The 18,965-nt window shown below is 56.4% G+C and carries 16 protein-coding genes; 1 reads left to right on the top strand and 15 read right to left on the bottom strand.

Annotation, left to right across the window (positions count from 1 at the left end; translation table 11 throughout):
- Window positions 1-224 precede the first annotated feature (224 nt).
- The 15 genes from trpA to O4G22_RS07705 all read right to left on the bottom strand — a co-directional run bounded on the left by trpA (window position 225) and on the right by O4G22_RS07705 (window position 18,052).
- Window positions 225-1,004, bottom strand: a complete 780-nt coding sequence (gene trpA / locus O4G22_RS07775; RefSeq protein ID WP_306701452.1) for a tryptophan synthase subunit alpha — start codon at window positions 1,002-1,004, stop codon at window positions 225-227.
- Window positions 1,005-1,027: 23 nt separating this feature from the next.
- Entirely contained in the window at window positions 1,028-2,200 is a 1,173-nt protein-coding gene (gene trpB, locus O4G22_RS07770; RefSeq protein WP_306701451.1) for a tryptophan synthase subunit beta, read from the bottom strand.
- Window positions 2,197-2,844 carry a phosphoribosylanthranilate isomerase gene (locus tag O4G22_RS07765; protein ID WP_022197482.1) on the bottom strand — a complete coding sequence of 216 codons (648 nt, stop codon included), beginning with the start codon at window positions 2,842-2,844 and terminating at the stop codon, window positions 2,197-2,199. The genes trpB and O4G22_RS07765 overlap by 4 nt, the downstream gene beginning before the upstream one ends.
- Window positions 2,841-3,626: an indole-3-glycerol phosphate synthase TrpC gene (locus O4G22_RS07760; protein ID WP_287162038.1), complete on the bottom strand. Its 786-nt coding sequence runs from the start codon at window positions 3,624-3,626 to the stop codon at window positions 2,841-2,843. Before O4G22_RS07760 ends, O4G22_RS07765 begins: the two co-directional genes overlap by 4 nt.
- Window positions 3,616-5,208: an anthranilate phosphoribosyltransferase gene (gene trpD, locus O4G22_RS07755; RefSeq protein ID WP_306701450.1), complete on the bottom strand. Its 1,593-nt coding sequence runs from the start codon at window positions 5,206-5,208 to the stop codon at window positions 3,616-3,618. The genes O4G22_RS07760 and trpD overlap by 11 nt, the downstream gene beginning before the upstream one ends.
- On the bottom strand, window positions 5,192-6,598 hold the full coding sequence (locus tag O4G22_RS07750; protein WP_306701448.1) for an anthranilate synthase component I family protein: 1,407 nt from the start codon (window positions 6,596-6,598) through the stop codon (window positions 5,192-5,194). The genes trpD and O4G22_RS07750 overlap by 17 nt, the downstream gene beginning before the upstream one ends.
- A 422-nt stretch (window positions 6,599-7,020) precedes the next feature.
- The gene (locus tag O4G22_RS07745) at window positions 7,021-8,262 is read right to left on the bottom strand and encodes a glycoside hydrolase family 3 C-terminal domain-containing protein (RefSeq protein ID WP_306713847.1); all 1,242 of its coding nucleotides are present in this window, start codon (window positions 8,260-8,262) and stop codon (window positions 7,021-7,023) included.
- A gap of 13 nt (window positions 8,263-8,275) precedes the next feature.
- Window positions 8,276-9,232 carry a glycoside hydrolase family 3 protein gene (locus O4G22_RS07740; protein WP_306701445.1) on the bottom strand — a complete coding sequence of 319 codons (957 nt, stop codon included), beginning with the start codon at window positions 9,230-9,232 and terminating at the stop codon, window positions 8,276-8,278.
- 656 nt (window positions 9,233-9,888) lie between these two features.
- Window positions 9,889-12,117 (bottom strand): sodium-translocating pyrophosphatase, encoded by a 2,229-nt coding sequence (locus O4G22_RS07735; protein ID WP_179218323.1) that lies wholly within the window; start codon window positions 12,115-12,117, stop codon window positions 9,889-9,891.
- A 130-nt stretch (window positions 12,118-12,247) separates the two neighbouring features.
- On the bottom strand, window positions 12,248-13,237 hold the full coding sequence (locus tag O4G22_RS07730) for an aldo/keto reductase (RefSeq protein WP_306701444.1): 990 nt from the start codon (window positions 13,235-13,237) through the stop codon (window positions 12,248-12,250).
- 15 nt (window positions 13,238-13,252) lie between these two features.
- Window positions 13,253-13,993, bottom strand: a complete 741-nt coding sequence (locus O4G22_RS07725) for a lipoyl protein ligase domain-containing protein (protein WP_306701443.1) — start codon at window positions 13,991-13,993, stop codon at window positions 13,253-13,255.
- Between the two features lie 92 nt (window positions 13,994-14,085).
- Window positions 14,086-15,156: a PulJ/GspJ family protein gene (locus O4G22_RS07720; RefSeq protein ID WP_094135769.1), complete on the bottom strand. Its 1,071-nt coding sequence runs from the start codon at window positions 15,154-15,156 to the stop codon at window positions 14,086-14,088.
- Window positions 15,157-15,186: 30 nt separating this feature from the next.
- A complete protein-coding gene (locus O4G22_RS07715) occupies window positions 15,187-15,972 on the bottom strand; it encodes a type IV pilus modification PilV family protein (protein WP_179218322.1) in 786 nt (261 codons plus the stop codon).
- Window positions 15,973-16,018: 46 nt separating this feature from the next.
- Window positions 16,019-16,729 carry a prepilin-type N-terminal cleavage/methylation domain-containing protein gene (locus O4G22_RS07710; protein WP_295978002.1) on the bottom strand — a complete coding sequence of 237 codons (711 nt, stop codon included), beginning with the start codon at window positions 16,727-16,729 and terminating at the stop codon, window positions 16,019-16,021.
- A 312-nt stretch (window positions 16,730-17,041) separates the two neighbouring features.
- Window positions 17,042-18,052, bottom strand: a complete 1,011-nt coding sequence (locus O4G22_RS07705) for an endonuclease/exonuclease/phosphatase family protein (RefSeq protein ID WP_306701442.1) — start codon at window positions 18,050-18,052, stop codon at window positions 17,042-17,044.
- A 123-nt stretch (window positions 18,053-18,175) separates the two neighbouring features.
- On the opposite strand from O4G22_RS07705, the gene O4G22_RS07700 reads away from it, so the two are divergent.
- Window positions 18,176-18,862, top strand: a complete 687-nt coding sequence (locus O4G22_RS07700; RefSeq protein WP_022197496.1) for an RNA polymerase sigma factor — start codon at window positions 18,176-18,178, stop codon at window positions 18,860-18,862.
- The last annotated feature ends 103 nt before the right edge of the window (window positions 18,863-18,965 follow it).

The raw sequence follows: 18,965 nt of genomic DNA, 5'->3' as shown, positions 1-18,965 counted from the left end.
CAAAGAAATCAGTATTTCCCTCCGACAGAATCTGTCGGAAGGATAATCGATATTCTTTGACGAATGACGGAATTTTATTCGAGAAAACGTTGAATAATATGCTTAATATAAGCGAAGCGGATTGCGAATCCGTATTTTCATAACCTATTTCCAGATAAAATAAAATAGGCCTGCACAATAAGTTGTGCAGGCCTATCCTTAAAAGCCAGGGAGAAACGCGCGGTTCAGCCTCTGGTCCATTTTCCCAAAAATTCCCAGGCGTCCTTCCCTTCTCCAATATGCCTGAGCAGAGCGCTCCCAAGCACGGCGGCATCCGGACGGGCATCTTCCGGCAGCGTCTCCAGCTGGTCCGGCGTCTGAAGACCGAAGCCCAGCGCCAGCGGCACATCAAAAACGGACCGCGCACGGCGCATGGTTTCCGTAACGCTCTGCTCCAGATTGGCTTTCCCTCCGGTGGTTCCCAAAACGGAGACCACATAAACGAAGCCGGAAGTATAAGGCTTGTATTCCCGCATGCGTTCCACGGAAGTATTGGGAGCCACCAGAGTGACGAGCGTCAGGCCACGGGGGCTGAAAACTTCCCGGAACATTCCGGATTCCTCCAGCGGCATATCCGGTACGATGAAACCGCTGACGCCAGCCTCCTCCGCATCCCGGGCAAGCTGTTCCAGGCCATACTGGTAAAAGGGGTTTACATATCCCATCAGCACCAGCTTGGCAGCAAAACAGCCCTTACGGGCTTTCAGACCGTCCAGAATCCATTTCAGGCTGACGCCGCGGGCCAGGGCATCCCGGGATGCCTGTTCAATAACCGGGCCGTCCGCCACGGGGTCCGAGAAGGGAACTCCTATTTCAATAATATCCGCGCCGGATTCGTCAATGCGGGACAGGTGGGTCCAGAAAGAATCCTTGTCCGGGAATCCGGCGGTGATAAAAGGAATAACGGCGCGTCTGCCAAGGGCATGGGCCCTTTCCACGGCTTCCTGTAACGGTGGTTTCTGCATGTTGTTCATGGAAATGATGCGGCTTAAAGATTGATATATTTCCTGACGATTCCCAGGTCCTTGTCTCCGCGGCCGGAGAGATTGACCAGAACGTCCCCTCCCTGCGGCAATTCCTCCGCATGGTCCAGCACCCAGGCCACGGCATGGGAGGATTCCAACGCAGGAATGATGCCTTCCTCCCTGGTGAGCGTCTGGAAAGCGTTTAAAGCGGAGGCGTCGCAAATCATACCGTAATGAACGCGCCCCGTTTCCGCCAGATAGGCGTGTTCCGGGCCTACCCCGGGATAGTCCAGCCCGGCGGAAATGGAATGGGACGGCTGTATTTGCCCGTCTTCATCCTGTAAAAGCATCGTTACATGGCCGTGCAGCACGCCGGGACTGCCCAGATTGATGGGGGCGGAGTTATAGCAGCCGGGCTCACCGGTGCCTCCCGCCTCGACCCCCACCAGGCGGACGCCTTCATCCTCCACAAAGGGGTGAAGCATGCCGATGGCGTTGGAGCCGCCGCCCACACATGCCACCACCACATCCGGCAGCCTGCCTGCGCGATCCAGCATCTGGGCGCGGGCCTCTCGCCCAATGACGGATTGAAGCTGCCTGACCAATGTGGGGAACGGATGGGGGCCCGCCGCCGTACCGAAACAATACAGGGTATCCGCCTGATGGGAAATCCAGTAGCGAAGAGCCTCGTTGATGGCATCCTTCAACGTGCGGGAACCGCTCTCAATCGGGAAAACCGTAGCTCCCAGCAGTTTCATGCGCATGACGTTCATGGACTGGCGTTCTACATCCTCTGCGCCCATAAAGATGGCGCAGTCCATGTTAAGCCGGGCCGCCGCCGTGGCCGTAGCCACGCCGTGCTGCCCCGCCCCGGTTTCCGCAATAAGATGCGTTTTCCCCATCATTTTGGCCAGAAGGGCCTGGCCAAGGGCGTTGTTGATTTTGTGGGCTCCGGTATGCAGCAGGTCCTCCCGTTTCAGCCACAGGCGGAAGCCCAGTTTTTCCGAAAGGCGGGGACAGAACGTGAGGGGAGTTTCACGCCCAGCGTAATGGACCAGCAGATCCTGGAGCGCGTCCCGGTACTCGCGGGACGGCATGATGGAGTTCATGGCTTCCTCCAGCTCCATGAGCGGGGGACGCAGCGCTTCCGGTACGAAGCGGCCGCCGAAATTGCCGAAATATCCTTCTTTTTTCATGCGATGTGGTAAGGAGTGTAAGGGGTGAGGGGTTTGAGGGCCGCCAGCAGCTTCTGCGGGCTTTTCTGGCCGGGAATGGCTTCCACGCCGGAGTTCAGGTCAATGCCGTCCGGAGAGCATTGTTCCAGCGCCCTGTTCAGGGAGGCGGAAGAAAGGCCGCCCGCCAGAAACCAGGGCCGGGGGGAACTCAGAGACGCCAGGGAGGTCCAGTCAAGGGAAACGCCGTGGCCGCCGCCCTGGGTGCCGGCATCCAGCAGAAACCAGGCGCAGCTGTCCGCCCATAGCTCCATTTCCCTTTGCAGGGCATCCACAGATTCATACCGATCCGGCCACAATACGCGGATTACCTTTTCCGGACCGATGCGGCGCGCGCAGTCCAGAGAATGGGCGCCATGGAGCTGGGCGAATTCCAGCCGGGCCGTTTTCATGATATCCATGATTTCCTCCGCATTCTGATTCACGAAAACGCCCACGCGGCGGATCAGGGCGGAGTCCAAAGCCGCGGCGCGCGGCGGCGCAATGTAACGCGGACTTCCGGGATGAAAGATGAAGCCGCAGAAATGGGCTCCCATCCCCATGGCGGTTGATAAATCGCTCTGGCGGGTAATTCCGCACACCTTGATTGCAAATGAATGCTTCTTCATATTGTTTCTTCTAAAATTGCTGCCAGTTTTTCACCCGGCCTTCCTCCGTCCATCAGGGCTGTTCCCATCAATACGGCCTGAAACCCCGCTTCCGCGGCTTCCCTGAGATGCGCCCCGGCGCTCATGGCGCTGGCCGCGATCCACACCTCCCCCTCACGGCGGAATTTCGCCATGTCCAGGCAGGCCTGCCTGTCCGTTTTCAAGGTATCCAGGTCGCGGGCATTTACCTGGATGATGCGCGCGCCGGATTCCCGGGCAATGTCCAGGTCCGCCGGGTCAAACACTTCCACAACGGCGTGCATGCCGTAAGCCTCCGCCTGCTCCCTGAGAACGCGGAGCGTCCGTGCGTCCGGCGTCAGACGCACAATGAGCAGCAACGCGGAAGCCGGCGTAGAAGCCGTCTCCATCACCTGAAGCTGATGAAAAATGAAATCCTTGCGGAGGAGCGGAAGCCCGGCGCGGCTCATGCGTTCCAAATAGCCGATGCGGCCGCCGAAAAACTGTTCTTCCGTCAACACGGAGATGCAGGAGGCGCCCGACGCAGCGTACTGTTCAGCCACTTCCTCCGGTTTCAGCCCGGAGGCGATGACGCCGCGCGACGGAGAGGATTGCTTGAACTCCGCAATGACCGCCACCGGCTGGCCGTCCGGCGGTTCCGCAATGGCTTTCAGGAAATCCGGCCGGCGCCCCTTCCACGGGCGCGGCAGTTCCCGGCGGGAGGCCATGTCCATAAGCAGGGCTATTTCCTCCGCCTTGGCTTCCCGGAACCGGTCAAGCAGCATGAAGCGTTCTCCTTCCTATGCCGGCGCAGACGGCTTCCCGCGCTTTCGCCATGCAGACGGACAGATCCATGTGCTCCTCCAGCAGGAACATGGCTACCCCCACATTCAGAATCACCATATCCATCATGGCACGCGGGCCTTTCCCCGCCAGGATGTTCTTCAGCACATCCACGGCTTCCGACTTGGAATGAACGGCCAGTTCCTCCGGATTGCAGGGCTGGATGCCGTAATCCGAGGGGTCCAGGGACATGGGCGTCAAGTTGCCGTTGTGGACGATCATCATCTTGGTGGGCCCCAGCGGCGTCACCTCGTCATATCCCCCGGCGCCATATACTACGGCAGCCTTGCGGATGTGGGACTGGCGGAGCGTCTCCGCCAGCAGCTCAACGAGTTCCGGACGGGCCACACCCAGCAGGATGTGCGTGGGGCGCGCCGGGTTGATGAGGGGCCCCAGCAGATTGAACAGGGTGCGGATGCCCAGCTCCCGGCGGATGGGGCCTACATTACGGAAGGCAGGATGAAAATTAGGCGCGAACAGGAAAGCGAAGTTCCGCTCGTCCAACAGGCGCCGGACATCCTCCGGAGCTACGTCCAGCGGGAACCCCAGGCCTTCCAGAGCATCCGCAGAACCGCAGGAAGAGGACACGGCGCGGTTGCCGTGCTTCACCACCCTGTACCCCATTCCGGCCAGCGTCAGAGCCGTGGCCGTGGAGCAATTGAAAGAGTTGCGGCCGTCCCCGCCCGTACCTACCACGTCAATGCAGTCGCCCTCCAAACCTTCCACCCGGTTGGCGCGGCCCAGGGCAATGCCCACGGCGTGGGCCATTTCCAGCGGGGTTTCCCCTTTCATGCGGAGCCCCATTAGAAAGCAGCCCGCCTGGGCCGGAGTCATGCGGCCATCCATGATGTCCGCAAAGCCTGCAGCGGCCATATCCGCCGTCAGATCCTGTCCGGCGGCCAGGGCGTCCAGAATGCGGCTGATGCGCTTTTCCTTCTGCCCCGAGGGCACGACGTTATCCTGGAAGTTGCCCAGAAGCTGAAGCCCGTCCGGCGTCAGGATGGATTCCGGATGAAACTGAATGCCTACCCACGGCCGGTCATTGTAGCGCAAAGCCATGACTTCCCCTTCCGGCCCGCGGGAAGTAACGGTAAAACGGGGGTTCGGCTCGTCCTCCTTGGACTGGACCACCAGGGAATGGTAGCGGCCCACGGTCATGGGATTGGGAAGTCCGGCAAACAGCCCCGCGCCGTCATGGATGATGTCGGAGCTCTTGCCGTGCATGACATACGGGGCGCGGGAAACCTCCGCTCCGGCGAAGTAGCCCAGGAGCTGGTGCCCCAGGCACACGCCCAGCACGGGAACGGAAGCAGGGAGGCGTTTCAGGAACTCCAGGCACAGCCCGGCGTTGCGCGGATGGCTGGGGCCTGGGGAAATGCACACGGCTTCCAGCTCCGGGCTGGTCGCCAGTTCCAGGATACGCGGATCGTCATTCGCATGCACCACGGGCTTGCGTCCCAGGGCGTAAAACGCCTGCACCAGATTCCACGAAAAAGAATCGTAATTATCAATGAACAGAAACATGGTCTTCTCCTTTCAAAATAACGTCAATAATTTTGCCCTTGTTCATGCACTCCTGCCATTCGGCTGCCGGATCGGAATCGTATACGATGCCGGCTCCCGTCTGCCAGTGGATGCGCCCATCCTTCACCCACATGCTGCGGATGGTAATGCCGGAATCCATGTGAACGCCGTTTTTGTCCAACCCCAGCCACCCGATGCATCCGGCATACGGACCGCGGGGCAAAGGCTCTTCCTCCGCCAGGATTTCCATGGCGCGCACCTTGGGGGCCCCGCTAACCGTCCCGGCAGGGAAAGCAGCGCCGAGAATGTCCAAGACGCCCAACCCGTCGTTCACCTGGGCGGTCACGCGGGAAGTCATATGCATCACATGGGAAAAACGTTCAATCTCCATCAGGCGTTCCAGCTTCACGAAACCGGGCTTGGCGACACGACCCAGGTCGTTGCGGCCCAGATCCACTAGCATGACATGTTCCGAACATTCCTTCGGATCTTTCAGAAGATCGGCGGCCAGTGCGGCGTCTTCCTCATCATCCCTGCCGCGCCTGCGCGTTCCGGCAATGGGGGAAAGCTGAAGTTTTCCGTCCGTGCAGCGCACCATCAGTTCCGGTGAAGATCCGAACAAAGTCACCTCCGGCAGGCGCATGAAAAACATGTATGGGGACGGATTAATGCTGCGCATGCGGCGGTACAGCATGAAAGCGTCTCCGTGGAACTCCGCGGAAGCCTGGGAGGAAAGCACCACCTGGATGGCTTCTCCGTCATGCAGCAGCTCCTTGATATGCTCCACCCCCTTCATGTAAGCCGCCTGGTCCGGCGTGCGGGAAACCTCCCCTATGGAAGGTTCCTCTGCCCCATGGAGCGGGGCATGGGACAAATCACGGTGTTCGCCCAGGCTGAGCTGGGTAAGGCGATTGTACAAATGGTCAAAAACAATCACGGTGCCGGCCAGCACCAGGCAGGACTCTGCGGAAGAGGCAGGAATGGCCTGCGCCAGCCTGGGCTGGAACAGGGCGGCGGTTTCATACCCGAAATAGCCGTACAAAGCCCTCGTGATGGGAGCCTGCCTCATATCGTCCCCCACCAGCTCCAGACGCTGCATCAGGACGCGCAGCCCATCCAGGTAAGGCATGCCTTCCAGCTCTTTCAGGGATGCCAGGCGGTCGTCTTCGATGGAAAGGGAAAGCCTGGCGTCTACGCAGGAAACGGTCATCAGGTAATCGCAGGCGATGATGCTGTAGCGCCCCCATCTGCCGTCCACTTCCGCGCTTTCCAGCAGAAGTCCGGGGATTTTATTCTGAGTCAGGCTCAGAAACAGGCTGATAGGAGTCTCCAGATCGGCGCTCAGGCGGCGGCTGCGCTGTTGGAGAGTAATCATGGATGGTGTTTGCATGGATGATGGATGTAAGTTGAAAATAAAAAAACTGCTTTGACTCTCGGAGGAATCAAAGCAGTTCTTGAAAAATGGTCATAGCTGAATGCTATTACTGCACCTCGGGATTCCCCCGTCCGGACATGGGTACGCGCCACCAATAGCCGTTGCCATAATAACGGTTCTTGCTAAAAAAGGGCTGTACAGTGCTGAAACGCATCTGCGCGTTTATTACTCCTCTGCCTCTGCCTTGTCAAAAAAACTTTCTGTCCATGACGAAAAAACACCGGAGCTTTCCCAACAGAGCCCAAGGAAGCAAACCCGCCTCTGGAATTCACCGAGGCGGACTAAAATGAATTTTCTGCACCATTTTTATTTTTCATGCGTTGTATTTGCCGCACTTTACATCTTTCCTGCCTTTATTGGTGGCTCCTGCTGATAGGCTACTTCAGGTTGATCGTTTCCTTTTTGTCTTTGACAATAATTTCAAATTCCCCCGGTTCCAGCACCCGGCATCCGTCGGAATTGGCGAAACTCAAGTCCCGCGAAGGCTCTACGGTGAAGGAAACGGTTTTAGACTCACCGGCCTGTAATTCGACCTTCTGAAAAGCTATCAGGCGTTTCCCCGGTTGCGATATTGAAGCCACTTTATCGTGAATATACAGGAAAACAGTTTCTTTGCCGACCCTGGATCCAGTATTTTTGATGTCAATATTCACAGTTAGAGGCGTACTGCATGTCAACTCTCTGGAACTCAGGTCAAGGGGCCCGTATTCGAATGCAGTGTAACTGATACCGTCTCCGAACCAATACATCGGCTCGGTGGAAATGTCCTGATACTTGCCCTGGTGAGACCTGGCACAATTCCGCATATTGTAGTACATTGGGATCTGACCCTCCGTACGCGGGAAAGTAATAGCGAGCCTGCCGGAGGGGTTTTCCCTGCCGGTGAGAAGATCAGCCACAGCGAGTCCGGCTTCCGTGCCGGGATGCCATGTTACAAGAATAGATGATACCTGAGGTTCAATATTATGCAGGGAAATTGGTCTTCCTGCCGCCAGCAGAAGAACTATCGGCTTTTTCAACCCGGCCAGACGGGCAAACAACTTTTGTTGAGGAGAAGTCAGGGAAATGGTCGAACGGCTGGCATTCTCCCCATTCATACCGGAGGTTTCCCCCAGACAGAGAAGAATGACTTCCGATCGCTCCGCGGCCCGCACAGCTTCCTGAAGTTCCTCATCGGAACCTTCATTCACGCCGCACCCCCTGGCATAATGAAGATTGACAGAAGATGACAGCATTTGGCGGAGCCCCTCTTCAATATCCGTCACATCCCTGGCCTCTCCACGACCGCGCCAACTGCCGATCAGGGAATTCTTATCCTTAGCCAAAGGACCGATCAGGGCGATATTCCTGAGCTTGGGAGACAAAGGCAAAAGATTGTCTTTGTTTTTAAGAAGAACCATGGACTCCACAGCCATCCGGCGAGCCAGAGCCCTGTATCCGGGCAAACGCCAACGTTCCGCTGCCGGTTTGACCTCCACGTAAGGATGTTCAAAAAGCCCTAACTCAAATTTGACGCGTAAAACATGCCGCACAGCATCGTCCACGAATTTGGGATTCAAATCCCCGCTTTTGACAAGGGCAGGAATGAACTTCCTGAAAAATCCATCTACCATCTCCATATCGAGCCCGGCTTCAAGAACTTTTTTGACGCAGTCGGCCGCATTGGCCGCATACCCCTGGTCCATCAGTTGGCGGAACGGAACTCCAGTCCGACACGACAAAACCGGTGAACCCCCATTTGTTACGTAATACTTCCTTGAGGATATAGGCATTGGCCGACGCCGGCACTCCGCAAATGTCATTGAAAGCTCCCATCAAAGTCCTGGCTCCGGCTTGGACGCCGGCTTCATAAGGAGGCAGGTATGTTTCCCAGAGAGCCTGACGGGAAATATCCGTATAAGAATAATCCCGTCCGCCTTCCGACTCGCCATATCCGACAAAATGCTTCAAACAAGCAACCATTCTGTACGGCACAGTCTCTCCCTGATACCCCTTGACGGCAGCGGCGGCAAATACTCCCGTAGCATAAGGATCTTCCCCGTAGCCTTCCACAACTCGCCCCCAACGGGGATCGCGGCCGATGTCGATCATCGGAGAAAATGTCCAGTCAATGCCTGACGCCTTGCTCTCTTTGGCGGCGACAACACAGCACTCTCGCACCAATTCCGGATTCCAGGAACAGGCCTGGGCCAGAGGCACCGGGAAAATGGTCTTATACCCATGAATCACATCATAGCCGAAGATCATGGGAATACCCAATCGGCTCTTTTCCACAATAAATTTCTGATAGGCGTTACGCTTTTCCGGATCTTCCAGCGCACAAATCATCGAGCCCATCCGCGGGTCAGCCTGAACATTTCCTTCCACGAGATTGTTGACATTGTAATCCCGTCCGAGCACCCCCTGACTAAGCTGCAAGACTTTTTCTTCCAACGTCATCTGACTTAATAAAGATTCAACCCTCTCTTCAAGCGGTAATGCCGGATTTTTGTAGTCATCGGCAATAGAAGTTTCTTTGGCACCGCTGCCCGTACTACATACCAGCAACATGAGATAGGTAGATATTCCAGAAAGATTTTTCCAATTCATAAGTTATTTATCTTCTTGATTCAATAAAATACGCAAACATCTGCATGTTATGAATACGCAGAAGGAAAGAAAAAACTTACGATATCTCTTCCTTTCCGGAAACAAAAGAAAACAGGATCTCCCGCTGAAGTCCGCCAAAAGAAATGCCAACACCTTCCCGCCGAAAAACAGTTCCGCCACGATGACTCTACCCCTTCCTACGGTGCGGTCAATCAGGCCGGGGATGTCTTCTTTTGCATATCCGGCTTCCAGAATGAACTTTTCCACTTTGCCGTACTGGCCCGGGAATTCGAAAACAAGCAGTTTCATGAAGGATTTTTCAAGATGCTTGACTTCGTCGCCTGTAATCGGCTTGGCCTTGCTTTGGCCTCGTCATATTAACAGCCCTTCTTCGGAGGGCATTTCACATCGCAACTACTCGTCTCTTCTTTCCATCTTCGTCATCCCCCGCCATTGCTGGCTTTCAGGCTATTTAACCCCTAATCCACCCTATTTCAACTATACTGTCCCTTTTCACAGACAGCAGAATAAAAAGCCATTGAAAGAAACGGCCATTAAGAAACCGCTTGCCAGTGGACAGTTCTCTATCAGCCCAAAAAAGGGAGCCCGCCAATCCCGCGGGCTCCCTTCGTTAACCGTGAAAAAAATTTTCCTGTTTAAAACAGGGTCACGGCGATGTTCACGCCGGCGGTGACGATGGCCACCATGCTCATGAGCTTGATCAGGATATTGAGGGACGGGCCGGACGTATCCTTGAAGGGGTCGCCCACCGTATCGCCGATAACGGCTGCCTTATGGCTTTCCGAGCCTTTGCCGCCCACATGGCCCTGTTCAATATATTTTTTGGCATTGTCCCACGCGCCGCCGGAGTTCGCCATGAATACGGCGAGCACAAAGCCGGAAGCCAGGCCGCCGGCCAGCAGACCGAACACGCCGGGAACGCCGAAGACGATACCCATGCAGATGGGAGTGATGACCGCCAGCACGGACGGCCAGATCATTTCATGCTGCGCACCCGCCGTGGAAATTTCCACGCAGCGCACGTAATCCGGCTCTGCCTCCCCGGTCAGGATTCCCTTGATTTCCTTAAACTGGCGACGCACTTCCTTGACCATTTTTTCCGCGGCGCGACCAACGGCATTCATGGTCAGTCCGCAGAACATGAAGGACATCATGGCCCCCACGAAGAGCCCCATGAGCACCTTCGGGTTCATCAGGGTTACCTGGAAATAGCCCATGAAATCAGACAGGGAAGCAGTAGCGATTTTGGAAACCTCCACGCTTACGGCATCATTAATTTTGTAAATGGTATTGCCCGTGGCCTCACTCCAGTGAAGGATGGCAATCTTCAATTCTTCAATATAGGAAGCCAGAAGCGCCAACGCCGTCAGCGCGGCGGAACCGATGGCGAATCCCTTGCCCGTGGCGGCTGTCGTGTTGCCCAGGGCATCCAGGGCATCCGTGCGGCGGCGCACTTCCGGGTCCAGCTTGCTCATCTCCGCATTACCCCCGGCGTTGTCGGAAATGGGGCCGTAAGCGTCCGTCGCCAATGTCAGCCCCAGCGTGGAAAGCATGCCGACGGCGGCAATGCCGATGCCATATAGCCCCTTGCTCATTTCAGCCCCGGTGAAATGCCAGTCCCCGGAAGCCATGCCGTAAGCCAGCACAGTTCCCACGACGACAGTAATTACAGGAATGCAGGTGGAAATCATGCCAATGCCGATGCCGGAAATAATGACGGTGGCAGGCCCCGTCTTCGCGCTGTGGGCGATTTTACGGCAGGGATAGGAATCATGGGAGGTGTAATGCTCCGTGCTCTTGCCGATGACGATGCCCACCGCCAGGCCGGTGACGATGGCCCCCCAGATGCCGGCCCAGTTATCCAGGCCGATGAGCTGGAGCAGGAAAGCGGAGGCTATGGCAATCAGGAAGGAACTCAAGTTAATGCCGCGGTTCAGGGCTGCCATCAGCTCCGTCTGGGAAGCGCCGCGCTTCACGCGCACCGCGTACACGCCCAACAGGGAAAGAATGGTGCCGAGGGCGGCGATCAGCATGGGCGTAAGGACGGCCTTGATCGCCATTTCAGGAACGGCCATGTAAGCTGCCGCGCCTAAAGCGGCGGAAGCCAGAATGGAACCGCAGTAAGATTCGTAAAGGTCCGCCCCCATGCCGGCCACGTCCCCCACGTTATCGCCCACGTTATCCGCAATGGTGGCGGGGTTGCGGGGGTCGTCCTCCGGAATGCCGGCCTCCACCTTCCCTACCAGGTCGGCTCCTACATCCGCCGCCTTGGTGAAAATGCCGCCGCCCACACGGGCAAACAGGGCCTGGAGGGAAGCCCCCATGCCGAACGTCAGCATGGTGGTAGTGATGACGACCAGGCGCATGGAAAGCTCCATGTCCCCGTAAAACCAATCCAGCACCCAGTACCAGACGCCAATATCAAGCATGGCAAGGCCCACGACGGTCAGGCCGAGCACGGCGCCCGAGCGGAAAGCGATTTGCAGCCCGGCATCCAGGGAATGGCGGCAGGCATTCGCCACGCGGCCGGAAGCGTACGTAGCCGTCTTCATGCCGATGTACCCGGCCAGACCGGAGAAAAAGCCGCCTGAAATGAACGCGAACGGCACCCATGGATTCTGGATATGCAGGCAATAGGCCAGGAAAGCGAATACAATGGTAATCAGCACAAAGAAAATGGCGACAATCTTATACTGCTGCCGCAGATAGGCCATAGCGCCGCTGCGGACATGCCTGGCAATCATTTTCATGACCTCGTTCCCCTCATCCTGCGCTTTCATGCGGTAAAAAAAGATGCCCGCAAAAATGAGGGCCAGCACGGAAGCCGATGGGATGAGCCAAAATAAATCCTGGATGCTTATCATTGTCAGTACACTTTAAATTAAAGTGGTGGAAACATAGCATCAGCTCTTCTTTACTCCAAGAAAAAACCTGTGTCCGGAACGGAAAATGCCCCTTCCTGCAGAAAGACCAGCGCCACGGGAAAAGCAGCGCCTATCTATCCGCATTTGCGTCAATAAGAGAAAGCTCCTCCGGCGTAAACGGCGCGCTATCCAGAGCTTTCAGGCAATCCCTGATTTGAGAGGGACGGCTGGCGCCAATCAGGGCCGTGGTCACTACGGGATCTTTCAGCACCCAGGCCAGGGCCATCTGGGCAAGGCTCTGCCCCCGGCTCCTGGCCAGGGCGGCCAGACGGCGAATCTTATCCCCATGCTGAAGGACCCGTTCCTTTGTTAAAAAGACGGAGGAACCTGCCGCGCGGGAATCTTCAGGAATACCCTCCAGATAACGGTCCGTCAACATCCCCTGGGCCAGAGGAGAAAAAGCGACGCATCCGGTACCCGTTTCCCGGACAGCTTGGAAAACGGATGTTTCCGGTTCCCGATTAAACATATTGTAACGAACCTGATGCACCAGGCACGGAACGCCGGCCTCCCCGAGCATGGAGCACATCTGCCTGGCCTGTTCCGCCGGGAACTTGGAAATACCGGCATACAGGGCCTTTCCGGAGCGAACCGCCGTAATGAGGGCTCCGGCCGTTTCCTCAAGGGGAGTTTCCGGATCATGCCGGTGCGCGTAGAAAATATCCACATACTCCAGCTTCATGCGGGAAAGGGACTGGTCCAGGCTGGCAAGCATGTGTTTGCGGGATCCCCAGTCCCCGTACGGGCCGGGCCACATCAAATGCCCGGCTTTGGTAGCAATGACAAGTTCATCCCGGAAACGGGACAAATCCTGCATGAAAATACGGCCAAAGCATTCTTCCGCCGAACCGGGAGGAGGACCGTAATTATTCGCCAGGTCAAAATACGTAATGCCGGCATCAAACGCGCCGTGAATAAGCCGGCGGGCGTTTTCAAAATTATCCGCTGCGCCGAAATTGTGCCAGAGCCCCAGGGAAACGGGAGGGAGCAGCAGACCGCTGCGCCCGCAGCGGCGGTAGGCCGCATGGCTGTAGCGGCCGGGATCAGGAAGATAGTTCATCAGAAAAAAGGGAAATTACCGTGATTGAGACGGGCGCCCATGCCGTACGCCGGAACGCCATGCTTCCGTACGGTATTTGGAAGCCAGCAGTTCCTCCACGCGGGCATCCATGCCGGGGAACAGTTCCGCGTCCACGCACAGGGAATGTTCCTCCGCCAGACGGGCGGCCAACAATTCATCCCATCCGGAAGGAAGAAAACAATTCTGGATGCTCCCCTGGTGAAGAACGCCTCCGCGGACTCTTCTCTGGCCACCGCCAGCCAGTTTCTCCCCGCCGGGAAGGACAAGATCACTCGTTACGGGGCTGGAAAAACAGGCCCGGCCTCCATCCGGCGCATCCCCGTCCAGCATCACGCACTCCACGCCGCAATCCCTCAGGACGCGGGCCAGCGCCCCATGAATCCAACGGTACAGAACCGCGCTGGAAGGACGCTCTTGTTCTCCCTTGCGGTGCATGACCAGAGTAAAGGGAATATCCTGCCGATGATCCACAATTCCCCCGCCCGTCCAGCGGCGGACAAAATGAAGCTCCTCACCCGGGAAAATGGCGCGCGCTGTGGCTTCCTCATCAAAATAACCGTAAGTCACGGTCGGTTCCGCCCATCGGTACGCCCTCAGCACCGGTTTCCTGCCCCATTCCAGCAAAGCTTCGTCCACTGCCATGGCTTCCTCCCCGCTTCTGGCGACAGGATCACGCCACAGCACCAGCTCCGGCAGAGGGGATAAATTACCGACGATATTTGTAAACCCCAACATATTGCAACTACAGAACAATGAATGGCAGGAAACGCTCTGGGCAAAAGGCGGCAACGGACACTCCGTCCTCCCCCAATTTCCCGGATACAGGCCTAACGGTTCATAGGCAATGCGATCCGCTGGGTGAAAGACCGGGTATAACGTTCAAAAAATTCTTCAGGAGAGGGAGCGGGACGCTTCTTCTGTCGGATCTGGTCCACAAGGGCCATGCCTTCATCCGTCACCACCGTCATGGAAATCGTCACGGCAGTAACGCGGCCGGATTTCAAATCATCAATATTCACGCTGCTGCCTACGATATCCAGGCGGTTGCCATACACATCCATCTGGGTGCAGGAGCCGAGGCGGTTGGCGCCCGTAGTCATGACAGGAACCAGCACGGATGCTCTTTGCGTGGCATCCTTGTCCGATTTGTTGCTGCCGGAATTGCCGATCTTTTTCTGGTAATCCACTTCAAAAATCAGCGTCATTTCCACAATATTCTCCACCAGGAAGTTGGAAGGGACGGTTTCATCCTGCCGGTACCGTTCGTAAGCGGACCAGAGATCCTGCTGCCCCAGAAGGTTCCGCACGGTATCTTCCGCACTGATCAAGTTGCGGTACAGGGAATAAACGGGAAAACCGTCAGACTCCGCCGTAGCGTCCTGATCCAGAATCTGATCGCGGTAAAGAAGCTTGTACCCCACGCAATTCACGTCACCGATGATGCGGTCATTACGCATATCCATGCTGGATTTGGCCGGGTTGCGGTCTGTAGCCGTGGTAAAGAAAACCAACTGAGAGGCATTCGTGACTTTGGCGCCTTCCGGCCCCATGGTCATCAGGTTCACGCGGGCTTCATCCAGGGAGGACGCTCGACCCTTTTTCCTGGAAACCGCAGTCTTTCCCGCACGGGCAACCAAGTCGCTGTCCCGCTGCACCAGCATCCACTCAAAGGGATTCCCGGGCCGGAACTGCATGCTTTCAAAATCCTTGGTCATGGTATCCATGGCCGTGCGGGCAAGCGTCGTGGTCCGCACATCCTGCAACACCCATCTCCAGATATCCACCCCGCGGGAAGTCAGGGCCACAATGACCAGAACCAGCACGGTAGTGATGGTCATGGCTGCCAGGAGTTCAATCAGGGTGAACGCGCCGGATTTGATTTTGGCAAATGTCTTCATGTTTTTTCAGAGGTCTTCAGATAATGCCCGCTAACGGCGGAAAGCGAGATTGCGCGTAAACACGGGAGTCTTTAAATTTTCCCACGTCAAATGCTGTAAACGTTCGGGATCCGTATTCAACAGCTGGAAGAACTCCGCCTGGTACAGGACTTCCGCCCCCCACGGCAAATTCAGGCCGCCTCCTTTCTCCGGCGTATAAACATACAGGGAAGGTTCCTTAATCACCTTGCCGCGGTTATAAGGATTGTAAATCGTTCCATACTTGGGGGCCAGTTTATACCCGTAAGAGCTGGAATCCATGCGCTCCACCACCAGCTGGGTCATGCGCACGGCGAAGACGGGACCCACAAGGGCCTTGAAATCATCCCAACGCTCTTTGTTGTTCGCCAGGCAAACCCCTGTCACTACCGCCGTATTTTTGCCGGGAACGCTTCCGCCTTCCTCCAGCCAGGGCTGGGGAGTTCCGTCCCTGCGGGCTCCTTTGGTCAAATCCGCCCTGTAATTGTAAACAAGAATGGTCGTAGCGGGTCTGGACGTAAACTGCATCCAGTAAAACGCCTTGTCAAAAGCGGAAACATATTTGGATGAGGAAGACTTTCTGGCGTTGGACGCGGCACGCTCGGAATTGCGGAGTTCTCCCAGTTCCGCCGTCAGGGCGTGAACGATGCGGTCCGCTTCGCGAATGGTCAGGGCGGACTGAACCGTCCTTCTGGCAGGAATAAACATGGCCATGAACACGACGATCAGCACGGCAACCACGCCGATCGCAAGCACCACTTCCGTCAGGGTGAACCCCTTGGCACGAGACTGTTTCATACACTTGGTCAACATAAAATGAAAATCCGATATTACATCATGGAAACTAATTGGGTATCACCTGCTCCGTCGTCCTCAGACGGCTGATATTGCCTTTGGGATAAATCACAATGCCGCCTGCCAGGCCCGGTTTGCCGTCCACCATCGGGGTTGGCCTCTCCTCCTTGCCGTTCCCGGCGGAACCGGCAACCACCACCAGGCGGGTGGGGGCGTTCGGCTGGGACATGCGGCCTTCCTCGTCAAATTCAATGAAGTAAATATCCGTCATTCTGTTGCCGGGAAGGTTGACGGTATCCTGCCCGTCACGGCTGGCAAAATCGCGGGCCGTGGATTTCTCGCCCCTGGCCTTCTTCGAACCTTCCAGAAGGGTGCTGTAGGCAGGACTGACGTAAAAACCGGCGGGAAGAGTCTGCAAACGGTTGACCAGGTGCCACTTCCCGGTGCGCGGATTTTTGGACATCACGCCCAGGGTGCGCATATTGCGGGCTTCGTCATCAGGGGTACTCACAATAATCAGGCGGCTCCACGTTCCTTTGCCCATGGCATCCAGCCGCGCCTCCTGCACCAGGCCGTCCACCATTTCAACGGCGGCCTGAAGGCCCTGCCCCCTGCCCCCACCTCTTAACATGCTGGCGGCCAGGGCCATCATGGCCACCATAATGGTGATCACGACAATCAGTTCCACCAGGGTAAACCCTTTGCTCCCTGACAAGGAACAGCGCAGAGCCATTCCGGAATGCTTGGAAAAATATCTCATACAGATAATGCAGGATTAAACAACGATTTTTGGCATGCTACCCGTTTCAGACGGACACGGCAATCATTTTTTGAGGAACGGGAATGCCTGATATATTCCTGTCCAACAAAATTCCGGCAAGGAATTGTCATCCGGGAATCACCTCTCCCGCCATCCTTCCGGAAAAGGGAAACATCCGGCCGTCTCAAGTCCCGCATTTCAAGACGCGAATAAGACCAAAACGACATGAAGCGCGCCTTCTCCCCCTTTTCCGGAGCCTTCATTTTCCCCGTTTCATCTCCATCTCCCCTGCGGAAAAGCATCAAGCCCTTTCTACCTCAATTCCACCCACACGCCGCGGTGGTCGCTGGCCTGGAAGGAGGAGGGAGAGTCAAGAATGCCCATGGGGGGCTTGCGGCCGAGGCGCTTCTTCAGAGTATTATTCAGGAAAAGATGGTCGAAAGAATGGTAGGTATCTCCGTCTTCATAGTAAATGGTCCAGGTCTCCCCGCGGGAATCCCTGGGCTTCAAACGGTTCAGGCGGTATTCCGTTTTAACCGGTCCCTGGATGACCTGCACGGCGCTGTCTGACGGGCCGTCATTAAAATCTCCGTACAGAAGCAGAGGCATGCCGTCCTGAGAGGCAAGAGCTTCATTCAGGTAGTCCCGCAGGGCGTAGGCTTCCCTTCTCCGCGTGTCCTCAGCGGAACCGTCACGGCTGAGGCGCGATTTCAAATGAATGCCCACCAGGCGGAACAGCCGTCCGTCCGGCATGCTGACCGTGGCGTCCAGAATGCCCCGCAGCATCGTCTTTTTCCGTTTCGTCTCTCCGGATACAGGCATGTCCGCTACGGAACGGTTATCCGCGATGCGGTATTTGGAAAGAAGAGCCAAACCACGGTCTTCCCCATCCCGCATGACAAGAACTTTGTACGGCAAATGAACGCCCTTTCTCTTCAGCCGCATTTGCAAGTCACGAACGGCAGCCTCCCCGCCCATTTCACACAGCCCCACGATTTCCGCCCCCGATTGATGAACCAGCTCCGCCACGGCTTCACGGGCTTCCACAGGTTTGTATTTTACCTGAAAATTGCTTCTCCTGGGGTCTTCAGGAACAAAGTAGTTGCCGGCGTTCATAGTCAGCAGACGAACGGGCTCCCCCTTGTCGGGGATTTCCACCTTCTCCCGAACCGTCTGCCGCCCTTCCCTCTGGCGGGCGGGAACCGCCTGCGGTTCATTATCCAGCGGAGCCCACTCCGTCAAACCGTACCCCACCACCGCGCACAACGCAACCAGGGCCGCGATGACGGAGGTTCCCCTGCGTTTTGACGTTTTCCTGATCATGTCCGTTTCCCTGAAAGATTTTCTCCATGGCGGACGTAGTGAATGAACAAGCCGGACCGTACAGAATTTTCCGGCCTATTACTCGGCTTTCGCTTCACTTCCATCCGTAGTTCATGATAAACCATGAATGTGTCCCCATTGCAACCCCATAACGAATCCCAGCCTGACGAGCAGACACTTTCCCAATACGCGGAACATACCAGGAAAAGCCTGATCGCGCGTTTGGAAAACTGGGAAGACCAGCGCACCTGGGATGAATTTTACCGGACGTATTGGCGCCTTATCTATTCCGTCGCCCTCAAGGCCGGATTGAGGGAAGACGAGGCCTGGGACGTGGTACAGGAAACCATTCTTTCCATCGCCAAGCAAAGTAGGAAAAATATTTACAAACCGGAACAGGGCTCCTTCAAACTCTGGCTCTGGAACATGACCCGCTGGCGCATCAACGACCAGTTCCGCAAAAGGAAAAAGGACACGGCCATGCTGATGAATCCGGATGCCCCGGGCACGTTGGAACACCCCATTGACAAAATCCCGGATGAAGGGAAGAATAATTTTGACCAGGTATGGGAACGGGAATGGCAGAATAACCTTCTTCAGGCGGCTCTGGAACGCGTCAAGGCAAAAGTGTCGCCCAAGCAGTTCCAGATTTTTGACTATTATGTCCTGCGGGAGTGGGACGCGGCCAAGGTCCGCCGGCAGCTCGGAGTCACGATTGCCCAGGTTTATCTGGCAAAGCACCGCGTAGGAAGCGCTTTGAAGAAAGAACTGCAATTTCTTCAATCCCAGGAAAAGGAAAAAGAAAAATAGGAGTTCATCTCAAAACCTGCCGGCCAGCCCTCCTTTCAGAAAGGATTCCTTTATTTTGCCTCTTGCCAAGACAGCGGTTTTGTCGTTAGATTAACGGCAACTG

Origin of the sequence: Akkermansia muciniphila (assembly GCF_030848305.1) — a bacterium.
Taxonomy (GTDB): domain Bacteria; phylum Verrucomicrobiota; class Verrucomicrobiia; order Verrucomicrobiales; family Akkermansiaceae; genus Akkermansia; species Akkermansia muciniphila_A.
Note: the sequence above shows the minus strand (reverse complement) of the source record. Positions and strands in the feature narration are given on the sequence as shown.